This is a genomic window from uncultured Alistipes sp., from assembly GCF_949296715.1.
Lineage (GTDB): Bacteria > Bacteroidota > Bacteroidia > Bacteroidales > Rikenellaceae > Alistipes.
Genome location: NZ_CASFQD010000039.1, coordinates 17,607 through 41,232 on the forward strand (window position 1 = coordinate 17,607; position 23,626 = coordinate 41,232).

The 23,626-nt window shown below is 61.2% G+C and carries 21 protein-coding genes and 5 tRNA genes; 19 read left to right on the forward strand and 7 right to left on the reverse strand.

What is annotated here, in order from left to right; genetic code table 11:
- Positions 1–3: 3 nt before the first annotated feature.
- Together Q1Y33_RS06040 and Q1Y33_RS06045 are read right to left on the reverse strand one after the other, a co-directional pair.
- Complete coding sequence (locus Q1Y33_RS06040; protein WP_300798850.1) at positions 4–1,236, reverse strand: quinone-dependent dihydroorotate dehydrogenase; 1,233 nt, start codon at positions 1,234–1,236, stop codon at positions 4–6.
- Between the two features lie 426 nt (positions 1,237–1,662).
- Positions 1,663–2,676, reverse strand: a complete 1,014-nt coding sequence (locus tag Q1Y33_RS06045) for a 4-phosphoerythronate dehydrogenase (protein WP_300798851.1) — start codon at positions 2,674–2,676, stop codon at positions 1,663–1,665.
- Positions 2,677–2,753: 77 nt separating this feature from the next.
- Here Q1Y33_RS06045 and Q1Y33_RS06050 point away from each other — a divergent pair, with 77 nt between their 5' ends.
- From Q1Y33_RS06050 to Q1Y33_RS06065, 4 genes are all read left to right on the forward strand, one after another.
- On the forward strand, positions 2,754–3,809 hold the full coding sequence (locus Q1Y33_RS06050) for an agmatinase family protein (protein WP_300798852.1): 1,056 nt from the start codon (positions 2,754–2,756) through the stop codon (positions 3,807–3,809).
- Positions 3,806–5,179: a Na+/H+ antiporter NhaA gene (gene nhaA, locus Q1Y33_RS06055; protein ID WP_300798853.1), complete on the forward strand. Its 1,374-nt coding sequence runs from the start codon at positions 3,806–3,808 to the stop codon at positions 5,177–5,179. The genes Q1Y33_RS06050 and nhaA overlap by 4 nt, the downstream gene beginning before the upstream one ends.
- 16 nt (positions 5,180–5,195) lie before the next feature.
- Entirely contained in the window at positions 5,196–5,912 is a 717-nt protein-coding gene (locus Q1Y33_RS06060) for an FKBP-type peptidyl-prolyl cis-trans isomerase N-terminal domain-containing protein (RefSeq protein ID WP_300798869.1), read from the forward strand.
- A gap of 74 nt (positions 5,913–5,986) precedes the next feature.
- Complete coding sequence (locus Q1Y33_RS06065; protein ID WP_300798854.1) at positions 5,987–7,096, forward strand: FKBP-type peptidyl-prolyl cis-trans isomerase; 1,110 nt, start codon at positions 5,987–5,989, stop codon at positions 7,094–7,096.
- A gap of 375 nt (positions 7,097–7,471) precedes the next feature.
- Here the strand turns inward: Q1Y33_RS06065 and Q1Y33_RS06070 are convergent, their stop codons facing one another.
- The 5 genes from Q1Y33_RS06070 to Q1Y33_RS06090 form a co-directional block, all read right to left on the reverse strand.
- A complete protein-coding gene (locus Q1Y33_RS06070) occupies positions 7,472–7,834 on the reverse strand; it encodes a DUF3127 domain-containing protein (protein ID WP_300798855.1) in 363 nt (120 codons plus the stop codon).
- A 74-nt stretch (positions 7,835–7,908) separates the two neighbouring features.
- Positions 7,909–9,228 carry a TolC family protein gene (locus tag Q1Y33_RS06075; protein ID WP_300798856.1) on the reverse strand — a complete coding sequence of 440 codons (1,320 nt, stop codon included), beginning with the start codon at positions 9,226–9,228 and terminating at the stop codon, positions 7,909–7,911.
- Positions 9,225–12,266, reverse strand: coding sequence for an efflux RND transporter permease subunit (locus Q1Y33_RS06080; protein ID WP_300798857.1), 3,042 nt, complete (start codon positions 12,264–12,266; stop codon positions 9,225–9,227). Before Q1Y33_RS06080 ends, Q1Y33_RS06075 begins: the two co-directional genes overlap by 4 nt.
- A 12-nt stretch (positions 12,267–12,278) precedes the next feature.
- Positions 12,279–13,361: an efflux RND transporter periplasmic adaptor subunit gene (locus Q1Y33_RS06085; RefSeq protein ID WP_300798858.1), complete on the reverse strand. Its 1,083-nt coding sequence runs from the start codon at positions 13,359–13,361 to the stop codon at positions 12,279–12,281.
- A 404-nt stretch (positions 13,362–13,765) separates the two neighbouring features.
- Positions 13,766–13,839, reverse strand: a tRNA-Ile gene (locus Q1Y33_RS06090).
- A 170-nt stretch (positions 13,840–14,009) separates the two neighbouring features.
- Between Q1Y33_RS06090 and Q1Y33_RS06095 the strand changes: the two genes are divergently transcribed.
- The 15 genes from Q1Y33_RS06095 to rpoB form a co-directional block, all read left to right on the forward strand.
- The gene (locus tag Q1Y33_RS06095; protein WP_015548070.1) at positions 14,010–14,276 is read left to right on the forward strand and encodes a type B 50S ribosomal protein L31; all 267 of its coding nucleotides are present in this window, start codon (positions 14,010–14,012) and stop codon (positions 14,274–14,276) included.
- 223 nt (positions 14,277–14,499) lie between these two features.
- Positions 14,500–15,372, forward strand: coding sequence for a hypothetical protein (locus Q1Y33_RS06100; protein WP_300798859.1), 873 nt, complete (start codon positions 14,500–14,502; stop codon positions 15,370–15,372).
- Positions 15,373–15,672: 300 nt separating this feature from the next.
- The gene (locus Q1Y33_RS06105; protein ID WP_300798860.1) at positions 15,673–16,407 is read left to right on the forward strand and encodes a helix-turn-helix domain-containing protein; all 735 of its coding nucleotides are present in this window, start codon (positions 15,673–15,675) and stop codon (positions 16,405–16,407) included.
- A 378-nt stretch (positions 16,408–16,785) separates the two neighbouring features.
- Positions 16,786–16,859: transfer RNA gene (locus Q1Y33_RS06110), tRNA-Thr, on the forward strand.
- Positions 16,860–16,957: 98 nt separating this feature from the next.
- A tRNA-Tyr gene (locus Q1Y33_RS06115) sits at positions 16,958–17,040 on the forward strand.
- A 92-nt stretch (positions 17,041–17,132) separates the two neighbouring features.
- Positions 17,133–17,208: transfer RNA gene (locus Q1Y33_RS06120), tRNA-Gly, on the forward strand.
- Between the two features lie 123 nt (positions 17,209–17,331).
- Entirely contained in the window at positions 17,332–18,519 is a 1,188-nt protein-coding gene (tuf, locus tag Q1Y33_RS06125; RefSeq protein ID WP_300798861.1) for an elongation factor Tu, read from the forward strand.
- Positions 18,520–18,569: 50 nt separating this feature from the next.
- Positions 18,570–18,643, forward strand: a tRNA-Trp gene (locus Q1Y33_RS06130).
- A 17-nt stretch (positions 18,644–18,660) separates the two neighbouring features.
- Positions 18,661–18,858: a preprotein translocase subunit SecE gene (gene secE, locus Q1Y33_RS06135; protein WP_300798862.1), complete on the forward strand. Its 198-nt coding sequence runs from the start codon at positions 18,661–18,663 to the stop codon at positions 18,856–18,858.
- 13 nt (positions 18,859–18,871) lie between these two features.
- Positions 18,872–19,432 carry a transcription termination/antitermination protein NusG gene (gene nusG, locus Q1Y33_RS06140; protein WP_300798863.1) on the forward strand — a complete coding sequence of 187 codons (561 nt, stop codon included), beginning with the start codon at positions 18,872–18,874 and terminating at the stop codon, positions 19,430–19,432.
- A gap of 16 nt (positions 19,433–19,448) precedes the next feature.
- Entirely contained in the window at positions 19,449–19,889 is a 441-nt protein-coding gene (gene rplK / locus Q1Y33_RS06145) for a 50S ribosomal protein L11 (protein ID WP_300798864.1), read from the forward strand.
- A gap of 8 nt (positions 19,890–19,897) precedes the next feature.
- Positions 19,898–20,596 carry a 50S ribosomal protein L1 gene (rplA, locus tag Q1Y33_RS06150; protein ID WP_300798865.1) on the forward strand — a complete coding sequence of 233 codons (699 nt, stop codon included), beginning with the start codon at positions 19,898–19,900 and terminating at the stop codon, positions 20,594–20,596.
- Positions 20,597–20,613: 17 nt separating this feature from the next.
- Positions 20,614–21,138: a 50S ribosomal protein L10 gene (gene rplJ, locus Q1Y33_RS06155; RefSeq protein WP_300798866.1), complete on the forward strand. Its 525-nt coding sequence runs from the start codon at positions 20,614–20,616 to the stop codon at positions 21,136–21,138.
- Positions 21,139–21,179: 41 nt separating this feature from the next.
- Positions 21,180–21,557 (forward strand): 50S ribosomal protein L7/L12, encoded by a 378-nt coding sequence (gene rplL / locus Q1Y33_RS06160; protein WP_300798867.1) that lies wholly within the window; start codon positions 21,180–21,182, stop codon positions 21,555–21,557.
- A 233-nt stretch (positions 21,558–21,790) separates the two neighbouring features.
- Positions 21,791–23,626: DNA-directed RNA polymerase subunit beta (gene rpoB, locus Q1Y33_RS06165; RefSeq protein ID WP_300798868.1), on the forward strand; the 1,836-nt coding region annotated here is incomplete at its 3' end.

Genomic DNA, 23,626 nt, shown 5'->3' on the forward strand with positions numbered 1-23,626 from the left:
TGTTCACGCCTGCGGAGACTTCGGCGCGCTATCCGACGCCGGCTCCTGTGCCGCCTGGGCCTCCGTTTGGGACTGTGCGGCGGCTTCGGCCTCGGCTTTTTCAGCGGCAACCTTTTCAGCCGCGGCTTCGGCCTCGGCTTTTTCAGCGGCAACCTTTTCAGCTGCTGCCTTTTCCGCTGCTGCTTTTTCTGCTGCGGCTTTCTCCGCATCGGCGACCAGCGCCCGGCAGATATTCCCGACGAGTGCGGGGCCTTCGTAGACGTATCCCGTATAGAGCTGCACGAGGTCGGCGCCGGCATCGAGCATGGCCCGCACGTCGTCCGCCGACATGAGGCCGCCGACGCCGATGATGGGGAAGTTGCCGCCCGAGCGCGTGTGGATGCGCCGCACGATTTCCACGGCACGGGCCGCGAGCGGGGCGCCGCCGATGCGTCCGTTGCCGATTTTGTCGAGCGATTCGCGGCTGGTCTGCAGCCCGTCGCGGCGCAGCGATCCGTTCGTGGCGACGATGCCGTCGAGCGGCGTGGTCAGCAGGATGTCGCTGATGAGGTCTATCGTCTCGTCCGTCATGTCGGGTGAGACCTTGAGCATGACGGGCCGGTACTGGTTCTGTCCGCGGCGGAAGTCGAAGAGCGGATCGAGAATCTGGAGAATGTATTCGCGCGAGTGGCTCGCGCCGTCACGGCAGGCGTTGTCGCAGCTGATGTTCACGGTGAAGTAATCCGCATACTGGTAGAGGTTGCGAAAAAGCTTCAGGTAGTCCGCAGGGGCGCTCTCGGGGGGCGTCGCGGTGTTCTTGCCGATGTTGCAGCCGACGATGACCCCCTTGTGGGGTCGGCGCAGGTGCTGGATCATGCGCTCCAGCCCGCGGTTGGCCAGTCCGATGCGGTGGATGATGGCCCGGTCCTTCGGCAGGCGGAAGATGCGCGGGCGCGGATTGCCTGCCTGCGGGCGCGGGGTGACGGTCCCCACCTCGACGAAGCCGAAGCCCAGGGCCGAGCATTCGCGGATGATCTCGCCGTTGCTGTCGAAGCCGGCGGCCAGTCCGACGGGGTTGCGGAACCGGATGCCGAAGACCTCGCGTTCGAGGGCCGGGTGCTCCACGCCGTAGCACTTGTGGAGCAGCCAGCGTCCTCCCGGGATCATGCCGATGATGCGCAGCAGCAGGATAACAACCCGGTGTGCCCGCTCGATCGAGAGCGAGAAGAGTATGGGTTTTATGACTCGTTGGTACATGCGAACCTCCGTAAATTGGCGCAAAGGTACAAAAAAAAGATGATTGTGTGCACTTTCCGCCCTTTTTGCAACGTCGGAACGACGAGATGGCGACGCTGCGACGGTGCTGGGACCTCCGTCGGAGCCTTCGACCGGGCCGCCTGACGGCCGTTGCGGGGCGAGTCGAGGCCGTGTTGCAGGGCGGCTGACGGGACATGCCGCGAGGCTTGTGGCGAGCGGGTTGCGGGGCCTTTCAGCGCATATTGCGGCCGCGGGGTGAGCTGCGGTGACCGGCTGGCAACGGAGAACCGTCCCGCTCCGTTTGAACTCCGTTCTGTCCGGGCGACAGGTCAAGTGGCTGTTGTCGGGGTCGGATGGCTGCTGCCGGGGGCGGCGTCGGCCGTGCGCGGCGGGTGGGTCCGGCCGCCCTTCACCCGTTTTTATTCATCAGAAGTATTCGCGGCGGTAGCGGTAGTGGTCGCGCAGGGCCTCGAACTCCTCCGGTGCGGATTTCATGCGGCGGCTCTCCGCCTCGATATCGTAATGGGCGCCGATCGTGGCCGTGAGCTCCTCCCACGAGATCGGCCGCGGCGTCGAGGGGGGCACTTCGGGCGGATACCACCCCTCGAGCGGGAAGCCGAAGAAGCGGGCAAGCGTGGCGACGGACTGCGCCGTGGCGTTGGCCTTGCCCTGCTCGGAGTAGCCGGCGATGTGGGGCGTTGCGAGCAGTGCGCGGTCGAGCAGCGTGCGGTCGAGGTGCGGCTCGTGCTCCCAGACGTCCAGCACGCAGTCGTGGCGGCTTGCCTTCAGCGCCTCGCCGTCGACCACCTCGCCGCGCGAGGAGTTGATGACCACGGCGCCGGGCTTCATCTGCGCAAGGAGCGAGGCATCGGCCAGGTGGCGCGTCGTGGCGTCGAGCGGCGTGTGGAAGGTGATGAGGTCGGCCTCGCGGACCACCTCGCCCAGCGGCCGGAAGCCGGCGTGTTCGCGCTCCTCGCGCGGCGGGTCGCAGCATACGGTGCGGAATCCCCACGCTTCGGCATAGCTTTTGACCAGCGACCCGACGTGTCCCACGCCGACGATGCCGAGCGTCCGCTCGCGGGGTGTCCAGCCTTGCCGGCGGGAGAGATGGGCCAGCACGGCGCCGATCCACTGCAACACGCCCCGGGCGTTGCAGCCCGCGGCCGTGGCGACGCGGATGCCCCGGGCGGCGCACCAGGCCGTGTCGATGTGGTCGAATCCGATCGTCGCCGTGGCGATCAGCCGCACGGACGACGCCCCGAGCAGGGCCTCGTTGCAGCGCGTGCGCGTGCGGATGACCAGCGCATCGGCCGTGCAGACATCCTCCGCACCGATGGCCGCTCCGGGCAGGTAGCGGACCTCGGCCCACGGCTCCAGCACCCCCCGCAGAAAGGGAATGGCGCTGTCGGCCACGATTCTCGGAATGGAATTTTCTGCCATCGGACTTTGTTCTTTGAGGTGAGCAAATATAGGTAAAAAATAAAATTTTCGTACCTTTGTCCATTAATAATCACGTTATGGAAGAAAAAACCTTCGATCCGGACGGCGTGGGCATCGACAACGGCACCTATTTCGGCATGCCGTTCGATCCGGCGTCCGCCGCGCTGGTGCTCGTCTCGGCCCCGTGGGACGTGACGGTCTCCTACGGTGCGGGGGCCGCCTATGCGCCCGATGCGATCATCGAGGCCTCCACGCAGCTGGACTTTCACGATCCGCTGGCGCCGGACGCCTGGCGGCGCGGCATCGCCACGGCCGACATCGACTATACGCTGCAGGAGCTGTCGCAGCGCCTGCGCTCCGACGCCGAAAAGGTGATCGGGCACCTCGAGGGCGGCGGCAGTCCCGACGACGATTATGTCGTGCGCAAGATACGCCGCGTGAACGAGGGGTGCGCCGTGCTGAACGCCAACATCGAGGCGCAGGCCGGCGAGTGGCTCGATGCGGGCAAGATCGTGGGACTGGTCGGCGGCGACCACTCGACCCCCTACGGGCTGATCCGCGCACTCGGGGCCCGGCACGAACGTTTCGGCATCCTGCACATCGACGCCCACTGCGACCTGCGCGACGCCTACGAGGGATTCCGCTTCTCGCACGCCTCGATCATGTACAACGTCCTGCGCGACGTGCCGCAGGTCGAGCGCCTCGTGCAGGTGGCCGTGCGCGACTTCAGCCGCCGCGAGGCCGACCTGGCCGCCGCGTCCGGGCGCATCGTCACCTTTGACGACCTGTCGCTGGCCGCGGCGGAGTTCCGTGGCGAGACGTGGGACGCGCAGTGCCGCCGCATCGTCGAGGCGCTGCCCGCCGAGGTCTACATCAGCTTCGATATCGACGGCCTCTCCTTCGAAAACTGCCCCCATACGGGCACGCCCGTATCGGGCGGCCTGAGCTTCAACAAGGCGGTCTGGCTGCTGGCCGCCGTGGCCCGTTCGGGACGCCGCATCATCGGGTTCGACCTGGTGGAGGTGGCCCCGGCACCCGAAGAGCGGCTCGATGCCATCACGGGCGCCCGCATGCTGTGGAAACTCTGCGGGCAGGCCCTTCTGTCGAACCATAAAAACAACGAACCCGCATGAGACTGTTTTCGCTCTACGGCTGGATCCGCAAACGCCACATCATCGGGCTCCGCGGCCGGCATTTCCTCGAAGCCCCGTGGTCGGGCGGCGTGGTGCTGCTCGTCTGCGTCATCGTGGCCATGCTGCTGGCCAACCTCCCGGCAACGAAACTCTACTACCACCACCTGCTGGAGACCGACCTCTCGCTGATGGTCCATTCGCCCGACGGCGTCATCAACTGGATCTTCCCGCGCGGCATGACCGTCGAGAAGTTCATCAACGACGGACTGATGGTCTTCTTCTTCTTTTCCGTGGGGCTCGAGATCAAGCGCGAGATCGTCTGCGGGCAGCTCTCGTCGGTGCGCCGGGCCATCCTGCCCGTGCTGGCCGCGGCGGGCGGCATGCTGGTCCCGGCGATCATCTTCACGGCCTTCAACCACGGTACCGACGCCGCCAACGGATGGGGAATCCCCACGGCTACCGACATCGCCTTCGCCATCGGCATCCTCTCGATGCTGGGCAACCGCGTGCCGCTGTCGCTCAAGATTTTCCTCACGGCCCTGGCCATTGCCGACGACCTGGGGGCCATCCTCGTCATCGCGCTCTTCTACGGCGGCAAGGTGCAGATCACCTGCCTGCTGATTGCGCTGGCGATCATGCTGCTGGTCTACTTCATGAACAAGATGGGCGAGAAGCACGTCATCTCCTATGTCGTGCCGGCGATCCTGGTGTGGGGCCTCTTCTATTATTCGGGCGTGCACTCGACGATCTCGGGCGTGGCCATGGCGCTGCTCATCCCCATGTCGCCCCGCTACGGCAAGGAGTACTTCGCCCGCAAGATGCGCCTGCTCAAGGAGAAGCTCAACCAGGTCGAAGCCCCCGACTTCCCCAACGACGAGCACCGCTTCTACCTGCGCGAGATGCGCATGCTGGCCTCCGACTCCGTCGGCATGAGCTACCGGATGGAGCATGCCCTCGCACCCTATGTCACCTTCCTTGTGATGCCGATCTTCGCCCTGGCCAATGCCGGCGTCGAGATCGGCTCGCTCGAGTATCTCAATATCTTCCACTACTCGCCCGAGATCGGCTCGGTCGGCATGGGCGTCTTCTTCGGTCTGCTGCTCGGCAAGCCGCTGGGTATCTTCCTCGCGAGTTGGCTTGCCGTGCGTTCGGGCGTGGCCGTGATGCCCGAAGGGGCGAACTGGCGGATGCTCTTCGCCGTGGCCTGCCTGGGCGGTATCGGCTTCACGATGTCGCTCTTCGTCGACTCGCTCGCCTACACGGACCCCACGCTCATCGACCGCGGCAAGATCGCCATCCTGATGGGGTCGACGGCTGCCGCCGCGCTGGGAAGCCTGCTGATACTGGCATTTGCAAAAAAACAGAATTGAGGTGCGTATGAAACGTATGAAAACTGCAGTGATCGTGCTTTTGGCCGCTGCGGGCCTGCTGGCCGGCAGTTGCTCGGAAAAATCGTCCGGCGGCGGGGTGAAGCTCCGCACGGATGTCGATTCGGTGGCCTACGTCATCGGCATGAACGTGGGGCTAAACCTCCAGCGCATGGATTCGACGCTCAACGTCGCCGCCGTCTGCGAGGGCATCCGCGACGTCTTCGCCGGGAAGACGGACCTGACGATGGAGGAGGCCGAGACCTTCTACCTGGCCTACGTCAACTATGCCCTGCCCGAGAAGGCCCGGGCCTATGAGGAGCAGTTCCTCGCCGACTTCGCCAAGTCGAACCGTTCGTATGCCCGCACGTCGTCGGGGGTGACCTATGCCGTGGAGGATGTGGGCGACCAGAACCAGATTCCGACCTCGGAGCGCGACAGCGTGGTGCTGCGCGTGGTGATCCGCTCGATCGACGGAAAGGAGCTCTACTCCTCCTACGAGCGGGGCGACTCGCTGCGCATGGCCCTGTCGGAGATGACGCGCGGCCTGAAGGAGAGCGTGAAGCTCATCGGCCGGGGCGGACGGATCAACGCCTGGATGCCTTCGTCGGCGGCCTACGGGGCCGACGGCAGCGAGGAGTTCGGCGTGGGGCCCAATGCGACGCTCTGTTACGATATCGAGCTCATCGCGGTGGACAAATATGCAAATCGCACGCGCCGCGGCAATTTGCGTTGAAAATTATGAACCATATCGCAATTATTTTGTATCTTTGCGCGCGGAAAAAGGCAAACATAAAATACGCTTAAACAATGAAAAAGATTCTTTTTGCAGCGGCCCTTGCGGGAGCTGCGCTTCTGACTGCCTGCGGCAGCAAGAACAACAGCGTGCAGATGGGCAGCCTGTCGGAGTTCGACTCGCTGTCGTATGTGCTCGGTGCCAACGTCGCAACGGGTTTCAACTACCAGATGAAGGATGTGCCTTTCGACTGGAAGGCCGTCGAGGCCTCCATGATGGAGAGCGCCCTGGGCAAGAGCACGTTCGAGGAGCACGAGAAGTCCCTGGAGACGCTGCGTGAGTACTTCATGACCAAGCGCGGCGAGCGCATGCGCGCCATCGCCGAGAAGCGGGCCGCCGCCGACAGCGTGCGCCTGGCCAGCGGCGACACGACGAAGGTGGAGTATCCGGTTGCCGATCCCGAGATGTTCGAGTCGGAGGAGGAGCGCACCGAGGTGTCGAAGGCGCTGGGCAACGACCTCGGCTACGGCATCGGCAAGAGCGAGCTCCCGCTCCAGATGGTATGGGTCGCACAGGCCATGCAGGACGTGCGTGACGGCAACCCCAAGATGGACGAGAACGCCGTGAACCGCTATATGCAGCACTACATGATGGTGACGCGTCCGGCCGAGAACGCCGCCGCTTCGAAGGAATGGCTCGAGAAGATGGCCGCAAAGTCCGGTGCGCAGACCACCGAGTCCGGTCTGGTCTACAAGATCGTCAAGGCCGGTGACGAGACGGTGAAGGCTTCCGATCCGCGCGACGTGGTGAAGGTGCAGTATACGGGCCGCACGCGCACGGGCCGCGTCTTCGACAGCTCGATCTTCGAGAACCTGCCCGAGGAGCTGCAGGCGCAGCGCAAGCAGTACATGCCCGACTCGTATGACAAGAACGAGGGCGTGGAGTTCCCGCTCAACCGCGTCATCAAGGGTTGGACCGAGGGTATGCAGCTTGTCGGCAAGGGTGGCAAGATCATGCTCTGGATTCCTTCCGACCTGGCATACGGACCGCGCGGCAACCGCGGTATCGGCCCCAACGAGGCGCTGGAGTTCGAGGTCGAGGTGCTCGACGTGACCCCTTATGAGGAGCCCGCTCCGGCCGATTCGACCGCTGTGGCCCCCGCTGTAGAGCAGCCCGAGAAATAGTTTGCGGCGGAATCCCGCCACAATTCCGGAGCCGGACCCTGCAATGAGGTCCGGCTCTTTTTTTGCGCTTGTGCAGCGTCCGGGACTTGCTTCCGCGCAATGCCGGGGTGTGCGGCCGGGATATGCCGCCGACGGAACGTCTGCCCGGACAGGGACCGGCATGATCCGCACAGGAGCCGGGTGATACGCGGGCGGTACCGAAGGTCGGGGAGGGCCGCAGTGCGTGGATGCCGGAACCGTCCGGTTCCGGAGGCAGCGGCGCGGAAGCCCGCAGTACCTTTTGGAAAAACGGACGCGCCGATCCTCGACTGGCTCGGCGCGTCTTGTCTTCGGCGCGGCCGGATTCTTCTGCCCGCGACCGCCCGCGACCCGGTGTCAGAACGGCAGGTCGTCCGTCTCGGCCGGCGTCGAGGCGTAGGAGGGTTCCTCGCCCAGCGGCGGCATGTCGGGCATCGGTGCCGGGGCCTCGGTCTGCCTGGGCTGGATGCGCCAGGCGCGGATATCGGTGTACCAGCGGCCGTTGTACTCGCGCGACTCGATGTTCACCGAGACGTTGTAGACTGCACCCTCCTTGAGCCGGGCCACGTCGTCGGGCCGGTTGAAGAAGGTGACGCAGATCTTGCGCGCATAGGCGCCGTCCTGCATCTCGAAAACCACATCCTGGCGCTGCCAGTCGCCGCGTGCCGACGTTCCCTTCGTCACGGGCATTATTTTGTAGACTGTTCCTTCGAATTCCATGGTAGCTGTTGTTTTTGGATGGACAAAGGTAGCAAAAAATCACGAAAAAGCGCACGGCGCCTCCCGAAAACACGTCACTGCATGTAGACGAGGATGTTGCCGCTGATCTGCTGGAGCGAAATCTCGCACAGTTTGGTGTTGTACTGTGCCGTGAGGATGCGCTCCTCGGCGTCGAGCAGGCTCTTCTGCGCCTCGCGCATGTCGATGCCCGGCAGGTCGCCCAGCAGGTAGCGCTCCATGGCGATCTCGTAGTTCTCCTTCGCGGCGATGAGGTTCTCCTCCTCGAGCTGGATCACCTCGAGGTTGTTGCGGTAGGCCTGCCAGAAGTTCGACAGGTCGGCCTGCAGCGACTGTTCGAGTTGCTGGCGCGTCAGCTCGCTGTTCTCGACCTCGATGCGGGCATTGCGCTGCTCGCGGCGGCGGTTGCCGTCGAAGAGCGTGAAGCCCATCTTGAGCCCGGCCGTCGGACCGAGCGTCGCGCGCCGGGCGGTCGTACCCAGCCCGTAGAGGTTGTGCGTGTAGCCGTACCCGAGCGAGAGGTTCAGGTAGGGGTAGTTGCGTGAGCGGATGCTCTTCAGGTCCAGTTCGGAGAGCGTGCGGTCGTGCTCGGCGAGCAGCAGCGAGGCGTTCGTGCGCAGGGTCCGCTCGAGCAGGGCGTTCCACGTGAGCGAGGCGTTGACGCGGATCACCGAGTCGTGGATCAGCAGCGGCTCGTTGAGGTCCTCGTTGGCCAGCAGCTCGTTGATGCGGATGCGCGAGGCGGTCACCAGCTCGTGCTGCGACATGTATTTCGAACTGTCGGCGTTGAAGTCCACGCGGGCCTGCAGCAGGTCGAGGCGCGAGAAGTCGCCGATGCGGTAGCGGGCCTCGGTGATGCGCAGTCGCTCGCGCGAGAGCGACACGGCGTAGCGGAAGTTCTGCAGGCGCAGCGTCTGCTGCACGAAGTTGTAGTATTCGGCCGTGAGGTTGGCCACGAAGTCCTCGATGGTGATGCGCGTGCGCAGCGCGCCCATCGTCTGCATCTCCTTGAGCCGCTTGTAGTCGGTGCGGATGCGGAATCCGTCGAAGAGGGTCATGTTCACGGCGATGCCCGCGTCGAACGTCCCGTCGTAGATGCCGTGGTCGGTCGTGGCGTCGCCCGTGTCCGGCTGTGTGCGGCGCATGTTGTCCAGCGCTCCGGTGTAGCCCGTCGAGAGGTCCACCGTCGGGAGCATCCCGGCGTTGGCCGCCGTGGCGTTGTTGTCCGTGATGCGCTCCTCGTTGCGCACGATGCGGATGTCGTAGTTGCGTTCGAGCCCCAGTTCGAGGCATTTTTGCAGCGTCAGGGTCTCCTGCGCCGCGGCGGGCAGTGCGGCGAGCGCGGCGAGCAGCAGGGTAAGGATCGGTCGTATCATGAGACTTTCTTTTTCGTTCGGCGGATGCGGTTGGTCGAGACGTAGCTGTAGATGGCCGGGACGATGTAGAGCGTCAGCAGCGTCGAGACCACCATGCCGCCCACGACGGCCACGCCCATGGCGATGCGGCCGTTGGCGCCCTCGCCCGTGGCGACGGTCAGCGGCAGCAGACCCAGCACGGTCGAGGCGCTCGTCATCAGGATCGGGCGCAGGCGCTGCAGCGCCGCCTCCTCGATGGCGTGGAGCTTGTCGTGCCCGGCATCCTGCTTCTGGTTGGCGAACTCGACGATCAGGATGCCGTTCTTGGCCACCAGGCCGATGAGCATGATGATGCCGATCTGGCTAAAGATGTTCATCGTCTGTCCGGTCGCCCACATGAAGACCAGCGCGCCGGCGATGGCCAGCGGCACGGTGAGCATGATGACCAGCGGGTCCTTGAAGCTCTCGAACTGCGCCGCGAGGATCAGGTAGATGAGCAGGATGGCCAGCAGGAAGGCGAACATCAGGCTCGACGAACTCTCGCGAAACTCCTTCGAGTCGCCGGCCAGCGCCGTGCGGAAGTCGTCGCCGAGCGTCTCGGCGGCGATGCGGTCCATCTCGTCGAGCCCCTCGCCGATGGTGCGCCCGTTGGCCAGTCCGGCCGACACGGTGGCCGAGAGGAAGCGGTTGTAGTGGTAGAGCTGCGGCGGTGCCACGTCCTCGACCAGCGCGATGAGGTTGTCGAGCTGGATCATCTCGCCCTTGCTGCTGCGCACGTAGATCGACCGCAGGTCGGCCGGGCGGTTGCGCTGCTGGCGGTTGATCTCGGCCAGAATCTCGTACTGCTTGCCGTTCATGTAGAAGTAGCCCATGCGCTGGCCGCTCAATCCGTACTGTAGCGTTTGGGCGATGTCGCGCGTGCTGATGCCCAGCAGGTTGGCCTTGTCGCGGTTGATCTGGATGCGCACCTCGGGCTTGCTGAACTTCAGGTCGACGTCGGCCATCTGGAAGACGGGGCTTTCGTAGACCTTCGTCATGAACTCGGGCAGCACCTCCTCGAGCCGCTCGATGCCGGTTGCCTGCAGCACGTACTGCACGGGCATGCTGCTGCGGCGTCCGCCGAAGGTGCTTTGCTGCTGCACGAACGAGCGGGCCCTGGTCTTGCGGCGCACGGCTGCCGAGACCTCCTCGGCAATCTCCATCTGGCTGCGTTTGCGGTCTGCAATGTCCACGAGGGCGATGCGGATGTTGCCGCGGCCGCTCGACACGCGCGCCGTGACGGCCTCGGCCTCCGGCACGAGCGAGTCGACGAGCAGGTTGATATCCTCGGTGTAGTCGCGCAGGTATTCGTAGGAGGCACCCTCCGATCCGACCGTGTTGATTGTGATCTGCGAGCGGTCCTCGAGCGGCGCCATCTCCGCGGGGATCGTGCTCCAGAGCCAGCCGATCAGCGCGATGGTCAGCGCCGTGAGGGGCAGCGCCAGCCAGCGCCGTCGGAGAAACGAGGCCAGCGTGCGGCTGTAGAACGAGTTGAGCCACACGAAGAAGGGTTCGGTCTTGTTGTAGAACCAGCTCTGCCGCTCCTGCTTGACGAGGAGCTTCGTGGCGAGCATCGGCGTGACGGTCAGCGCCGCGAAGGTCGAGATGATGACGGCGCCCGAGATCACGAGGCTGAACTCGCGGAACAGACGCCCGGTCATGCCCTCCATGAAGACGATCGGGAAGAAGACGGCGATGAGCGTCACGGAGGTCGAGAGCACGGCGAAGAAGATCTCCTTGGCCCCCTCGATGCCGGCGTCGCGCGGCGTCATGCCGCGTTCGATGCGGATGTAGATGTTCTCGGTCATGACGATGGCGTCGTCGACGACCAGACCCACCGAGAGCACCACGGCCAGCATCGAGAGCACGTTGATCGAGAAGCCCGCGACGTACATCAGGAAGAAGGTGCCGATGAGCGACACCGGGATGACGATGCACGGGATGAGCGTCACGCGCCAGTTGCGCAGGAAGAGGAAGATGATGATGATGACCAGCACGAAGGCCTCGTAGACGGTCTGCTTCACCTCGTCGATCGAGGCGCGGATGAAGCGCGTGTTGTCGAATCCGTATCCGGTGACGACGTCGTCCGGCAGGTCCTTCCTCATGGTCGCCATGCGCTCGTAGACGGCGTCGGCGATCTCGATGTGGTTGGCGCCCGGCTGCGGGATCACGACGACACCCACCATCGGGATGCCGTTCATCTTCATGTAGCTGCGCGTGTCCTGCGGCCCGAGTTCGGCGCGGCCCACGTCGCTCAGGCGGATGATGCGGTCGGCATCCTCGCGGATCACCAGGTCGTTGAACTCCTGCGTCGTGTGCATGAGCCCGAGGGTGCGGATCGTCAGCTCGGTGGTGTTGCCCTCGATGCTGCCCGAGGGCAGCTCGACGTTCTCGCGGTCGAGGGCATTCTTCACGTCGACGGGCGTGATGCCGTATCCGGCCATCTTCGCCGGGTCGAGCCACAGGCGCATCGAGTAGCGCTTCTCGCCCCAGATCTCCACGCCGCTGACGTTGTTGATCGTCTGGAGCTGCTCCTTGACCGTCAGGTCGGCGATCTCGCTCAGCTCGAGCAGCGAACGCTTGTCGCTCTGGATCGTCACCATGAGGATGGGCGTGGCGTCGGCGTCGGCCTTCGAGACGGTGGGCGGGTCGCAGTCGCGCGGCAGGTAGCGCTGGGCGCGCGAGACCTTGTCGCGCACGTCGTTGGCCGCGGTCTCGAGGTCTACCGACAGCTCGAACTCCACGGTGATGCGGCTCTGTCCCTGGCGGCTGGTGCTCGACAGCGAGCGGATGCCCGGGATGCCGTTGATGTTCTGCTCGAGCGGTTCGGTGATCTGGTTTTCGATCACGTCGGCGTTGGCGCCGGGGTAGGAGCACGAGACCGAGATGATCGGGTTGTCGACGCTCGGGTACTCGCGCACGCCGAGGCTGCCGTAGCCGATCATGCCGAACAGCAGGATGATGATCGTCAGCACCGTGGCCAGCACGGGGCGCCGGATGCTCAATTCGGAGATGTTCATGCGGCGGCGGGATTATTCGACGACGTCGAGTTTGACGGGCAGGTCGGTGCGCAGCTGCAGCGTGCCGGAGGTGATGAGCGTGTCGCCGACGTGCAGTCCCTCGATGATCTGGATGCTGCGGTCGGTGCGCAGGCCAGTGCGGACCTCCACGGCGCGGGCCTTGCCGCCCTTGTAGAGATAGACCTTGTCGACGCCCATCTCCGGGACGATCGCCTCGGTCGGGACGGCGATGGCGTCGGGAATGTCGTGCATGCGGATTTTCACGCTCACGAAACGGCCCGGCAGCAGGGGCCGGCTCCCGGTGTTGGGGAACGAGGCGCGCACGGCCAGCGTGCGCGTGGCGATGTCGACCTTCGACTCGGTGGCGTAGACCTGGGCGTGGAAGGTCTCGCTGCGCCCCTCGATGGTGAACGACAGCGGCGTGCCGGGCTTGATCTGGTTGGCGTAGCGCTCCGGCACGAAGAGGTCGATCTTCAGCGGCGAGATCTTCGTCAGCTTGGCCACGACGACGTCGGGCGAGGCGTAGGCGCCCTCGCTGACGTTGCGCAGACCGATGATGCCGTCGAACGGCGCCCGCAGCTCGGTGAGGGCGATGTTCTGCTGCACGATGTCGATGTCGGCGTTGAGCGTGGCGAGCTCCGTGCGGGCCTGCTCGAGGGCCTCCTGGCTCACGGCATCCTTCTCAAGCAGGGTGCTCTGGCGGAAGACGCGGTTCTCGGCCAGCTTGAGCTGCGCCTCATAGCGCTTGAGCTGGGCCTGGAGGGGCTTGTCGTTGACCTTGGCCAGCAGTTCGCCCTTCGCGACGGGCGTGCCTTCGCGGAAGTTGATCGCGACGATCTTGCCCGAGGTCTCGAACGAGAGGTCCACCTCCTCGTCGGGCAGCAGGTTGCCCACGGTCGTGATGCCGTCGGTGAGCGACGTCGGGCGGATGACCAGACCGTTGACATTCAGGATGCTTTTTTTGCGGGGCCCCTTCTCCACAGGGGTGTCGGCCGCACTTCCGCTTCCGGTGCGGTAATGGTTGTAGATGGCCAGGGCCGCGGCGAAGACCGCGAGGATGATGGCCGTGGCAATCCATTTCTTTTTCTTGTTCATCGTGACAAAGTGGTGCTGTTCTGTGAAGGACGATTACAAAGATACGAAAAATCCCAAATAGAACAAGGTTGTTCCGGAACCGAATATTCCGCCGGATCGGTGAAACGGCAAAACCGGGCGGTGAAACGTCCGCCAGCCGCGGCGGAGACGCCGGAGCCTCCGGAAAATCCGGTTCCGGTTCCGATTCCGATTCCGGAGAGTACACGTGCCATCCCGGTATGCCTGTCCGAAAGAACCGCATTCGGGCGCGTCATGGGTTGCGCAGGCAAGTCATATAATAAATAAGGTGGTTGCGGCCGCGTCGTCCCGGTGCGGCCCGTGGCGGGGCAGGTGCGGCTTTCGTCCGGCACGCTTTTGGGAAAAAAGAAAGCCGGAACATCTCGGGGATGTTCCGGCTTGTCGCGTGGGCCCAGAGGGGCATGATCCCACGACCTTCGGATTATGAGTCCGCTGCTCTGACCAACTGAGCTATGGGCCCTCGCTGCGGCTCCTTTCGGGCCTTGCGTGGCGCAAAGATACGAAAACAATTCAGATTGCGCAACCTTTCGGACGCCCTGCGGTGAAAAAAGTTGCATTGGGGGCTTGTTTGTTGTAAATAAATTCGTACCTTTGTCCCGCTTAAGCACTAATTAAAACAAAAACAACGAAATGAAAAAGGGTATTCATCCGGAGAATTATCGTTTGGTGGCGTTCAAGGACATGTCCAACGACGTCGTGTTTTTGTGTCGGTCCGCCGTTTCGACAAAAGAGACCATCGAAGTGAACGGCGAAACCTATCCCGTGTATAAGATGGAAATTTCCAACACCTCGCACCCGTTCTATACGGGCAAGATGAAGTTGGTGGACACCGCCGGTCGCGTCGATAAGTTTATGAGCCGTTACGCAAAGCGCTACGATAAGAAAAACGCGAAGTAAGACTTCCGCTCCCGAAACGACGGACTGCAATCTGATGATTGCGGTCCGTTTTTTTTCGCGCGTCGGCCGCCGCTCCTCCCCTCCGGGAGATGCTCGTTGTGCCTTTCCCTTCACCGAAGCGGAAAAATTTTGCACAGGCTATCGTTTTTATGCATATATTTGCGGCACAGGCAGACAGAAAACAAAACCCGTCAGAAAGGAAACTATCAAAAAAACAAAAAACATGAAAAAGACACTCGTAAAATATCTGTTCGTGTTCGCTGCGGCATGTGCCGCGTGCGTGCCGACCTCCTGCGTGCGCCGTCAGGTGGCCCAGCAGTCCGAAAGCCAGCGCGACTCGCTTGCCGTCGTGGTCAGTGCCAAGGATTCGCTCATCAACACGATCTTCGCCGACATCAACGCCATTTCGGAGAACCTCGCGCAGATCAAGTCGCGCGAGAACCTGATCTCGGTGGCCGGCCAGGGGGAGGGGGTGCGCCGCCCCGTCCAGGAGATCAACAACGACATTGCGGCCATCGACCGGCTGTTGCAGGAGAACCGCGAGAAGATCGCCTCGCTGCAGCGCACGTCGGCCCTGCTGCGCAAGGCCAACCAGCGGATCGAGGGGCTCGACAAGATGATCTCGGACCTGAACGGCCAGCTGGCCGAGAAGACCGGTGAGATCGAGCGCCTGCGCGGCGAACTGGCCCGGATGGGGCTCGAGGTCAAGACCCTCACGGAGACGGTCGCCGAGCGCAACGCCGAGGTCGAGGATTTGAGCGGCCGCAAAACCGAACTGGAGAATCAGCTCAATACGGTCTACTACATCGTGGGCGCCGAAAAGGAGCTGCGCGATGCGCAGATCATCGACAAGCAGGGCTTCATCGGCCGGACGCTGACGGCCAACAGCAACAGCCGGCTCGACAGCTTCACGCAGGCCGACGCCCGGCTGCTGACCGAGGTGCCCGTCGGTCAGAAGCGCGTGACGCTCGTCACGACGCATCCCGAGGATTCCTACCGCCTCGAAGGGGACGGCAAGATCGTCTCGCGGTTGGTCATCACCGATCCCGCGCGCTTCTGGGAATCGTCGAAAGTGCTCATCATCAGTTACAGATAACAGCCATGGAGGAGCCCCGTCGCAGACGGGGCTTTTTTTTGCAGTTTGGCATCCGCTTGTTTGCGATTACCGTTTTTTTTGTATTTTTGCGCGATTAAAACAATACCGTTCATTTTTTATATGGATTATCAACCCAAACCGCAGTTTGTGGAGTCGGCATTGAAGGAGAATTGTCCTGCGGATTGTAGTCGTTGTCCTACCTTTCCTGCACCGTTTCGCCGCATAGGCGATTCGTCCTATTGCCGTTTCACATCCGTTACCTACGCCGCCGGCGAAGGTTCCGCCTTCCCGGGTGACCGCATGGTGCGCATTCTTTTCGTCCTGTCGGGATCGCTCAAGCTGGAACATGCGGACGATGCCGTGCGTCTGGTGACTTCGAAACAGTGTGTCTGCCTGGCCCGCGGCGAGCGCTACATCGTCACGGCCCAGGATGCCGAGACGCATGTCGTCATCCTCTCGTTGATCCATCGCATCGAATTCTGCGAACAGGACCTCTTCAACAAGACCATGCCCTACGACTCGGCCCTCCCGACGGAGGCCGCGCCCGTGCTCTCGATGCACCCGGCCATCGAACGGCTGCTCACGGACCTCTTCCCGGTCCGCGAACTGGCCGATTGCGTCCGCTTCCACAAGCTCAAGGTCGCCGAGCTCTTCATGATGATCAAGGTGCTCTACACCCCGACCGAACATGCCTACTTTTTCCAGTCGATGATCCAGCCGCAGGACAATTTCCGCGTCTTCGTCTGCAACAACTACGACAAGGCGCAGTCGGTGGCTGATCTGGCGGCACTGGCCGGCATGAGCCTGTCGGTCTTCAAGCGGCGCTTCGCCGAGCACTTCAACGACAGCGTCTACCACTGGATGATGCGGCAGAAGGCGCTCAAGATTTTCGCCGACATCCGCGACGGCGAGGACAGCACGAAGGCCCTGATGAACAAGTACGGTTTTCACCACTACACGCAGTTCAGCCGTTTCTGCAAGAACTACCTCCATGCGACGCCGGCCCAGCTGATCGCGTCGATCAAGAAGGGGTGACCCTGCGAACGCGCGGCGGCGTACAGCTGCGATCCTTCACCCGTGCCCCGGCCCCGACAGCGGACCGGGGCATTCGTTTCCGGCGGGCCGGCTCCGATTCCCTTTATATTATAAGGTGCGGCGGCCGGGCGGGTCCCTTTCCGACAGCCTGCCGCGGCGTTTCCGAAACGGCGCTCTTTCGTCCCGAAGACGATATTTTTTATGGAAGCTGTTGCGATATTCAAAACTTTTCCTATCTTTGCACCCGATTTCATCCCCGAATGCGGGGTGGTCATACCGGGTTCTTTGAAGAGAGTGAAAAAATGAAAAATTTATTCCCGAATTATTTGCGAGATAAATTTTTTATGCCTACTTTTGCAATCCAAAACGGTGAATACTGCCGATGTAGCTCAGTTGGCCAGAGCAGCTGATTTGTAATCAGCTGGTCGTGGGTTCGAATCCCTCCATCGGCTCGGAATGCCGGCCGGAGAGGGGGGGGGGTAGACGGAGCTCGGAGACGGGCGAAAGGCTGCGAAGCGCAGCAGACACTCCGCCGCGGCAGGCAAAAAAAGGGAAGTTACCAGAGTGGCCAAATGGGGCAGACTGTAAATCTGCTGGCGTACGCCTTCGGTGGTTCGAATCCATCACTTCCCACTAAAAGGAGACCGGTTGGAGTTGCAAACCCCGGGAGCAGCCGCGAAAGCGGCCGCGCAGGGGAAAGGATAACTCTGATACGGTATATTTTTGCGGAAGTAGCTCAGTTGATAGAGCATTAGCCTTCCAAGCTAAGGGTCGCGAGTTTGAGCCTCGTCTTCCGCTCCAGAACGCAAGCAGCGTGTGATGCGAACGTACCCCGGTCGAAAGACGGGGTGTTTGTGTCGCCCGCTTGTCCTGCAAAATGAACTTTAAAGCAATTTTTAACAATTCTTTAAATACCTTAATACTATGGCAAAAGAAAAATTCGACCGTTCGAAACCGCATGTGAACATCGGTACCATCGGTCACGTTGACCACGGTAAGACGACCCTTACCGCCGCTATTACGACCGTTCTGGCTAAGAAGGGTCTGTCGGAGCTCCGCTCGTTCGACTCGATCGACAACGCTCCCGAGGAGAAGGAGCGTGGTATCACGATCAACACCGCGCATGTCGAGTACCAGACGGCCAACCGCCACTATGCTCACGTGGACTGCCCGGGACACGCCGACTACGTGAAGAACATGGTTACGGGTGCCGCTCAGATGGACGGTGCCATCTTGGTTGTTGCCGCTACGGACGGTCCGATGCCTCAGACCAACGAGCACGTGCTGCTCGCCCGTCAGGTGAACGTGCCGAAGATCGTCGTATTCCTGAACAAGTGCGACATGGTGGACGACCCCGAGATGCTCGACCTGGTCGAGATGGAGGTTCGCGACCTGCTTTCGAAGTATGACTACGATGGCGACAACGCTCCCATCATCCGCGGTTCCGCTCTGGGCGCCCTGAACGGCGAGCCGAAGTGGGAGGAGAAGGTGATCGAGCTGATGGACGCAGTCGACAACTATATCCCCATCCCGCAGCGTGAGAACGAAAAGCCGTTCCTGATGCCTGTCGAGGACGTATTCTCGATCACGGGCCGCGGTACCGTCGTTACGGGCCGTATCGAGACGGGTGTGATCCACGTGGGTGATCCCGTTGAGATCGTAGGTCTCGAGGAGAAGATCCTGACGTCGACCTGCACGGGCGTGGAGATGTTCCGCAAGCTGCTCGACGAGGGCGAGGCCGGCGACAACGTAGGTCTGCTGCTCCGCGGTATCGACAAGAAGGAGGTAAAGCGCGGTATGGTCGTTGCCAAGCCGGGTTCGATTACCCCGCACACGGAGTTCGAGGCCGAGGTCTACATCCTGAAGAAGGAGGAGGGTGGCCGTCACACGCCGTTCCACAACAACTACCGTCCCCAGTTCTATCTGCGCACGATGGACGTAACGGGTGAGGTTCACCTGCCGGCAGGCGTCGACATGGTGATGCCGGGCGACCACGTGACCATCGGCGTGAAGCTGATCTACCCGGTAGCCCTGAACGAGGGTCTGCGTTTCGCAATCCGCGAGGGTGGCCGCACGGTAGGTGCAGGTCAGATTCTGAAGGTTGTCAAGTAATTGACATGACCGCCACGGAGAAGCGGTGCGCAAGCCCGCTTCTCCTTCATAGGAGCATAGTTCAAGGGTAGAATAGCGGTCTCCAAAACCGTTGATGGGAGTTCGAATCTCTCTGCTCCTGCCAAATAAAAGAGTCAAACTATGATCAAGTACTTCAAAGAATCCTACAACGAGCTTGTAAACAAGGTGACGTGGCCGACGTTCCCGCAGCTCCAGAGCTCCACGATCGTCGTGATGATCGCTACGGTCATCTTCGCCGTCATCGTGCTGATTATGGACCTGTCGTTCGAGAACCTGATGGCCGCCATCTACAGGACGCTGGCCAATATCGGTCGTTAATCTACCCTGAACGATGAGCGAAATCAAGAAAGAGTGGTATGTCGTCCGTGCAATCGGAGGTAAGGAGAACAAGGTCAAGGAGTATATCGAGGCCGAAATCCGTCATAACCATCTCGAGGACTATATCTCGCAAGTACTGATCCCTACCGAAAAGGTCTACACGATCCGCAACGGAAAGAAGGTCTCCAAGGAGAAGGTCTCCTATCCGGGCTATGTGCTCGTCGAGGCCGCGTTCGTAGGTCAGATTCCCATCCTGATTCGTAATACTCCCAATGTGCTGGGTTTCCTCGGCGACACGAAGGAAGATTCCCGCAAGATGATTGCAACGCCTCTCCGTCCACAGGAGGTTGCACGCATCCTGGGCCGCGTCGATGAAATGAGCGCCATGGAGGAGGAAAACGAAATACCGTTCTTCGTCGGCGAGACCGTCAAGGTCACCGATGGTCCTTTCTCAAGCTTCCAGGGTACCATCGAGGCCGTCGATAACGAGCGCAAGAAACTCACAGTATCGGTGAAGATATTTGGGCGCAAAACTCCCATGGAGTTGGGTTTCACACAGGTAGAAAAAGAATAATTAACCAAGGAAAACTATGGCAAAAGAGGTTGCTGCATTTATTAAATTGCAGATCAAAGGTGGTGCCGCCAATCCTTCGCCCCCGGTTGGTCCCGCATTGGGTTCTAAGGGAGTCAACATCATGGACTTCTGCAAGCAGTTCAATGCACGGACGCAGGACAAGGCGGGAAAAGTTCTTCCGGTCATCATCACGGTTTACAGCGACAAGTCGTTCGACTTCGTCGTCAAACAACCGCCCGTAGCCATCCAGTTGAAGGAAGCAGCCAAGGTGCAGAAAGGTTCCGCACAGCCCAACCGCGACAAGGTGGGCCAGGTGACCTGGGACCAGATCCGCGAGATCGCGCAGGACAAGATGTCCGACATGAACTGCTTTACGCTGGAGTCGGCTATGCGCATGGTTGCCGGTACTGCACGCAGTATGGGTATCAATGTCGTCGGTGAATTTCCTAATATGTAAGTAAGAAGATGAGTAAGTTGACAAAAAATCAAAAAATCGCCTACGCAAAGGTGGAAGCCGGCAAGGCTTACAAGCTCCCGGAGGCTGCCGCTCTTCTGAAGGAAATCACGTTCACGAAATTTGATGCTTCGGTAGATATCGACGTGCGTCTGGGCGTGGATCCGCGCAAGGCGAACCAGATGGTCCGCGGCGTGGTGACGCTTCCCCACGGTACCGGCAAGACGGTCCGCGTGCTGGTGCTCTGCACTCCCGAGAAGGAGGCCGAGGCCAAGGCCGCAGGTGCCGATTACGTAGGTCTGGACGAGTACGTTGACAAGATCAAGTCCGGATGGACCGATGTCGACGTGATCATCTGCACCCCCAACGTGATGGGCAAGGTCGGCGCCCTGGGCCGTATTCTGGGTCCCCGCGGCCTGATGCCGAACCCCAAGACCGGTACGGTTACGATGGAAGTGGGCAAGGCCGTTCAGGAGGTAAAGGCCGGCAAGATCGACTTCAAGGTCGACAAGTTCGGTATCATCCACACGACGGTAGGCAAGATTTCGTTCACGCCGGACCAGATCGTAGACAATGCGAAGGAGGTCCTGAACATGATTATCAAGCTGAAACCGGCTGCTGCCAAAGGTTCTTATGTGAAGAGTATTTATCTCTCGACCACGATGAGTCCCGGCTTGCAGATTGACGCCAAATCAGTAGAAACCAAATAAGAAGGAGGAGAGTAGAGATGACAAAGGAAGAAAAACTGGTTGTAATCAACAGCCTCACCGAGCAGCTCCAGGCTTATCCTCACTTCTACATCGCCGACATCGAGGCGCTGAACGCCGAGCAGACCGCTGCCCTGCGCCGCAAGTGCTTCGAGAGCGACGTGAAGCTGGTGGTCGTGAAGAACACGCTACTCACGAAGGCGCTCGAAAAGGCGGAGAAGGCCGATGCTGAATTGGTCAAAGTACTGGAGGGTCCCACGTCGATCCTTTTCGCACACGTGGCAAAGGCTCCTGCGGTCCTGATCAAGGAGTTCCGCAAGAAGTCCGACAAGCCCGTCCTGAAGGCGGCTTTCGCCGAGGGCGGCGTCTATGTGGGCGACGACAAACTGGACGCTCTGTGCAACATCAAGTCGAAGGAAGAGCTTATCGGCGACATCATCGCCCTGCTCCAGTCCCCGGCGAAGAATGTTATTTCTGCATTGCAGGCTAATGCAGGCCAAAAGATTGCGGGCCTCGTGAAGACGCTCGAATCGAGAAACAACTAATCACCAACAAGAATTAAAAACAAATTAATAAGCTTACAACTATGGCAGACGTAAAGAAACTTGCTGAAGAACTGGTAAACCTGAAAGTTACCGAGGTAAACGAACTCGCACAGATCCTCAAGGAGGAGTATGGCATCGAGCCGGCAGCTGCCGCCGTTGCCGTTGCAGCTCCCGCTGCTGGTGCAGGTGAGGCCGCTCCCGCCGAGAAGACGTCGTTCGACGTGATCCTGAAGAGCGCAGGCCAGGCCAAGCTCCAGGTGATCAAGGCCGTCAAGGACATCGCCGGTCTTTCGCTGGGTGACGCCAAGGCTCTCGTGGACGGTGCTCCGAAGGCCGTCAAGGAGGGTGTTTCCAAGGAGGAGGCCGAGCAGATCAAGGGCCAGCTCGAGGAGGCAGGTGCAGAAGTTGAGCTCAAGTAGCATTGCTGCTTAAGCCGCGACAGACAGATCAGGTATAGGGCTTACCGTGGTGTAGGCTCTATGCCTTTTCTTGGTCTAAAGAACGGAAGTGCCGAGCAGGAGCTGTGTCCGTTCTTTGGCGATTGGATGCTCCCGGGGCCGCAGTGCCTGCATACGGGGGCTTCGGCGGGATAGAGACCCGCACTTTTTGGGGAGCGTAACCCATTACACTTCAAATAATTTTGGATTTTACGATGTCCGCAGCAAAAACACAACAGAGAATCAGCTTTTCGTCAGTAAAAAACCGGGTCCCCTATCCGGATTTGCTGGAGGTACAGCTTAAATCATTCCGGGATTTTTTCCAGATGGACACCACGGCCGAAAACCGTAAGAACGAGGGACTCTACAAGGTCTTTCAGGAAAATTTCCCCATTACGGATACCCGGAACAATTTTGTTCTGGAGTTTATCGACTACTATATCGACCCGCCGCGCTATTCGATCGAGGAGTGTCTCGAGCGCGGCCTTACGTACAGCGTCCCGCTGAAGGCCAAACTCAAGCTTTACTGCACGGACGACGAGCACGAGGATTTCGGCGTTGTCGTTCAGGACGTGTACTTCGGTACGATTCCCTATATGACCGAACGCGGTACGTTCGTCATCAACGGTGCGGAGCGTGTCATCGTATCCCAGCTGCACCGTTCGCCGGGCGTCTTCTTCGGACAGAGCATGCACACGAACGGCACAAAACTCTATTCGGCGCGCATCATCCCCTTCAAGGGCTCGTGGATAGAGTTCGCTACGGACATCAACAACGTGATGTATGCCTACATCGACCGCAAGAAGAAGCTGCCCGTCACGACGCTGCTGCGCGCCATCGGCTATGAGGCCGACCAGCAGATTCTCGAGATTTTCGACCTTGCGGACGAGGTGAAGGTGTCGAAGGCCACCCTCAAGAAGGCCGTGGGCCGCAAGCTGGCCGCACGCGTCCTCTCGACATGGGTCGAGGACTTCGTCGACGAGGATACGGGCGAAGTGGTATCCATCGAACGAAACAACGTCATCGTGGACCGCGAGACGGTCCTCGAGGAGGAGCATATCGACCAGATCATCGAGAGCGGCGCCAAGACGATCCTCCTGCATAAGGAGAACCTCTCGGGCATCGACTTCTCGATCATCTACAACACCCTGCAGAAGGACCCCTGCAACTCCGAGAAGGAGGCCGTGGTCTACATTTACAGACAGCTGCGCGCTTCGGAACCGCCCGATGAGGCGACGGCCCGCGACGTCATCGAGAAGCTCTTTTTCTCGGACAAGCGCTACGACCTGGGCGATGTGGGACGCTACCGCATCAACAAGAAGCTGGACCTGGACATCGATCCGGCCATCCGCACGCTGACGCGCGAGGACATCATCGCCATCATCAAATACCTGATCCAGCTGATCAACTCGAAGGCCGACGTCGACGATATCGACCACCTGTCGAACCGCCGCGTCCGCACCGTGGGCGAGCAGCTTTCCAACCAGTTCTCGGTCGGTTTCGTGCGCATGGCACGCACGATCCGCGAGCGCATGAACGTGCGCGACAACGAGGTCTTCACGCCGGTGGACCTGATCAACGCCAAGACGCTCTCGTCGGTGATCAACTCCTTCTTCGGCACCTCGCAGCTCTCGCAGTTCATGGACCAGATCAACCCGCTGGCCGAGATCACGCACAAGCGCCGTCTGTCGGCCCTCGGCCCCGGCGGTCTGTCGCGCGACCGCGCCGGTTTCGAGGTCCGCGACGTACACTATACGCACTACGGACGTCTCTGCCCGATCGAGTCGCCGGAAGGCCCGAACATCGGTCTGATCTCGTCGCTGTGTGTCTATGCGAAGATTTCGCCCATGGGATTCATCGAGACGCCCTACCGTACGGTGGAGAACGGCGTCATCGACATGGACAACTCGCATATCCGCTACTACTCGGCCGAAGAGGAGGAGGGCAAGATCGTCGCCCAGTCGAACATGCCGATCGACGACGAGGGCCACTTCCTGCAGCCCGACCGCATCAAGGCGCGTCAGGGTGCCGACTTCCCCGTCGTTACGGCC

What these genes read in the sequence shown, in the direction of transcription:
- Q1Y33_RS06040 (WP_300798850.1), bottom strand. Translation starts at nt 1,236, where the DNA reads ATGTACCAACGAGTCATAAAACCCATACTCTTCTCGCTCTCGATCGAG.
- Q1Y33_RS06045 (WP_300798851.1), bottom strand. Translation starts at nt 2,676, where the DNA reads ATGGCAGAAAATTCCATTCCGAGAATCGTGGCCGACAGCGCCATTCCC.
- Q1Y33_RS06050 (WP_300798852.1), top strand. Translation starts at nt 2,754, where the DNA reads ATGGAAGAAAAAACCTTCGATCCGGACGGCGTGGGCATCGACAACGGC.
- nhaA (WP_300798853.1), top strand. Translation starts at nt 3,806, where the DNA reads ATGAGACTGTTTTCGCTCTACGGCTGGATCCGCAAACGCCACATCATC.
- Q1Y33_RS06060 (WP_300798869.1), top strand. Translation starts at nt 5,196, where the DNA reads ATGAAAACTGCAGTGATCGTGCTTTTGGCCGCTGCGGGCCTGCTGGCC.
- Q1Y33_RS06065 (WP_300798854.1), top strand. Translation starts at nt 5,987, where the DNA reads ATGAAAAAGATTCTTTTTGCAGCGGCCCTTGCGGGAGCTGCGCTTCTG.
- Q1Y33_RS06070 (WP_300798855.1), bottom strand. Translation starts at nt 7,834, where the DNA reads ATGGAATTCGAAGGAACAGTCTACAAAATAATGCCCGTGACGAAGGGA.
- Q1Y33_RS06075 (WP_300798856.1), bottom strand. Translation starts at nt 9,228, where the DNA reads ATGATACGACCGATCCTTACCCTGCTGCTCGCCGCGCTCGCCGCACTG.
- Q1Y33_RS06080 (WP_300798857.1), bottom strand. Translation starts at nt 12,266, where the DNA reads ATGAACATCTCCGAATTGAGCATCCGGCGCCCCGTGCTGGCCACGGTG.
- Q1Y33_RS06085 (WP_300798858.1), bottom strand. Translation starts at nt 13,361, where the DNA reads ATGAACAAGAAAAAGAAATGGATTGCCACGGCCATCATCCTCGCGGTC.
- Q1Y33_RS06095 (WP_015548070.1), top strand. Translation starts at nt 14,010, where the DNA reads ATGAAAAAGGGTATTCATCCGGAGAATTATCGTTTGGTGGCGTTCAAG.
- Q1Y33_RS06100 (WP_300798859.1), top strand. Translation starts at nt 14,500, where the DNA reads ATGAAAAAGACACTCGTAAAATATCTGTTCGTGTTCGCTGCGGCATGT.
- Q1Y33_RS06105 (WP_300798860.1), top strand. Translation starts at nt 15,673, where the DNA reads ATGGTGCGCATTCTTTTCGTCCTGTCGGGATCGCTCAAGCTGGAACAT.
- tuf (WP_300798861.1), top strand. Translation starts at nt 17,332, where the DNA reads ATGGCAAAAGAAAAATTCGACCGTTCGAAACCGCATGTGAACATCGGT.
- secE (WP_300798862.1), top strand. Translation starts at nt 18,661, where the DNA reads ATGATCAAGTACTTCAAAGAATCCTACAACGAGCTTGTAAACAAGGTG.
- nusG (WP_300798863.1), top strand. Translation starts at nt 18,872, where the DNA reads ATGAGCGAAATCAAGAAAGAGTGGTATGTCGTCCGTGCAATCGGAGGT.
- rplK (WP_300798864.1), top strand. Translation starts at nt 19,449, where the DNA reads ATGGCAAAAGAGGTTGCTGCATTTATTAAATTGCAGATCAAAGGTGGT.
- rplA (WP_300798865.1), top strand. Translation starts at nt 19,898, where the DNA reads ATGAGTAAGTTGACAAAAAATCAAAAAATCGCCTACGCAAAGGTGGAA.
- rplJ (WP_300798866.1), top strand. Translation starts at nt 20,614, where the DNA reads ATGACAAAGGAAGAAAAACTGGTTGTAATCAACAGCCTCACCGAGCAG.
- rplL (WP_300798867.1), top strand. Translation starts at nt 21,180, where the DNA reads ATGGCAGACGTAAAGAAACTTGCTGAAGAACTGGTAAACCTGAAAGTT.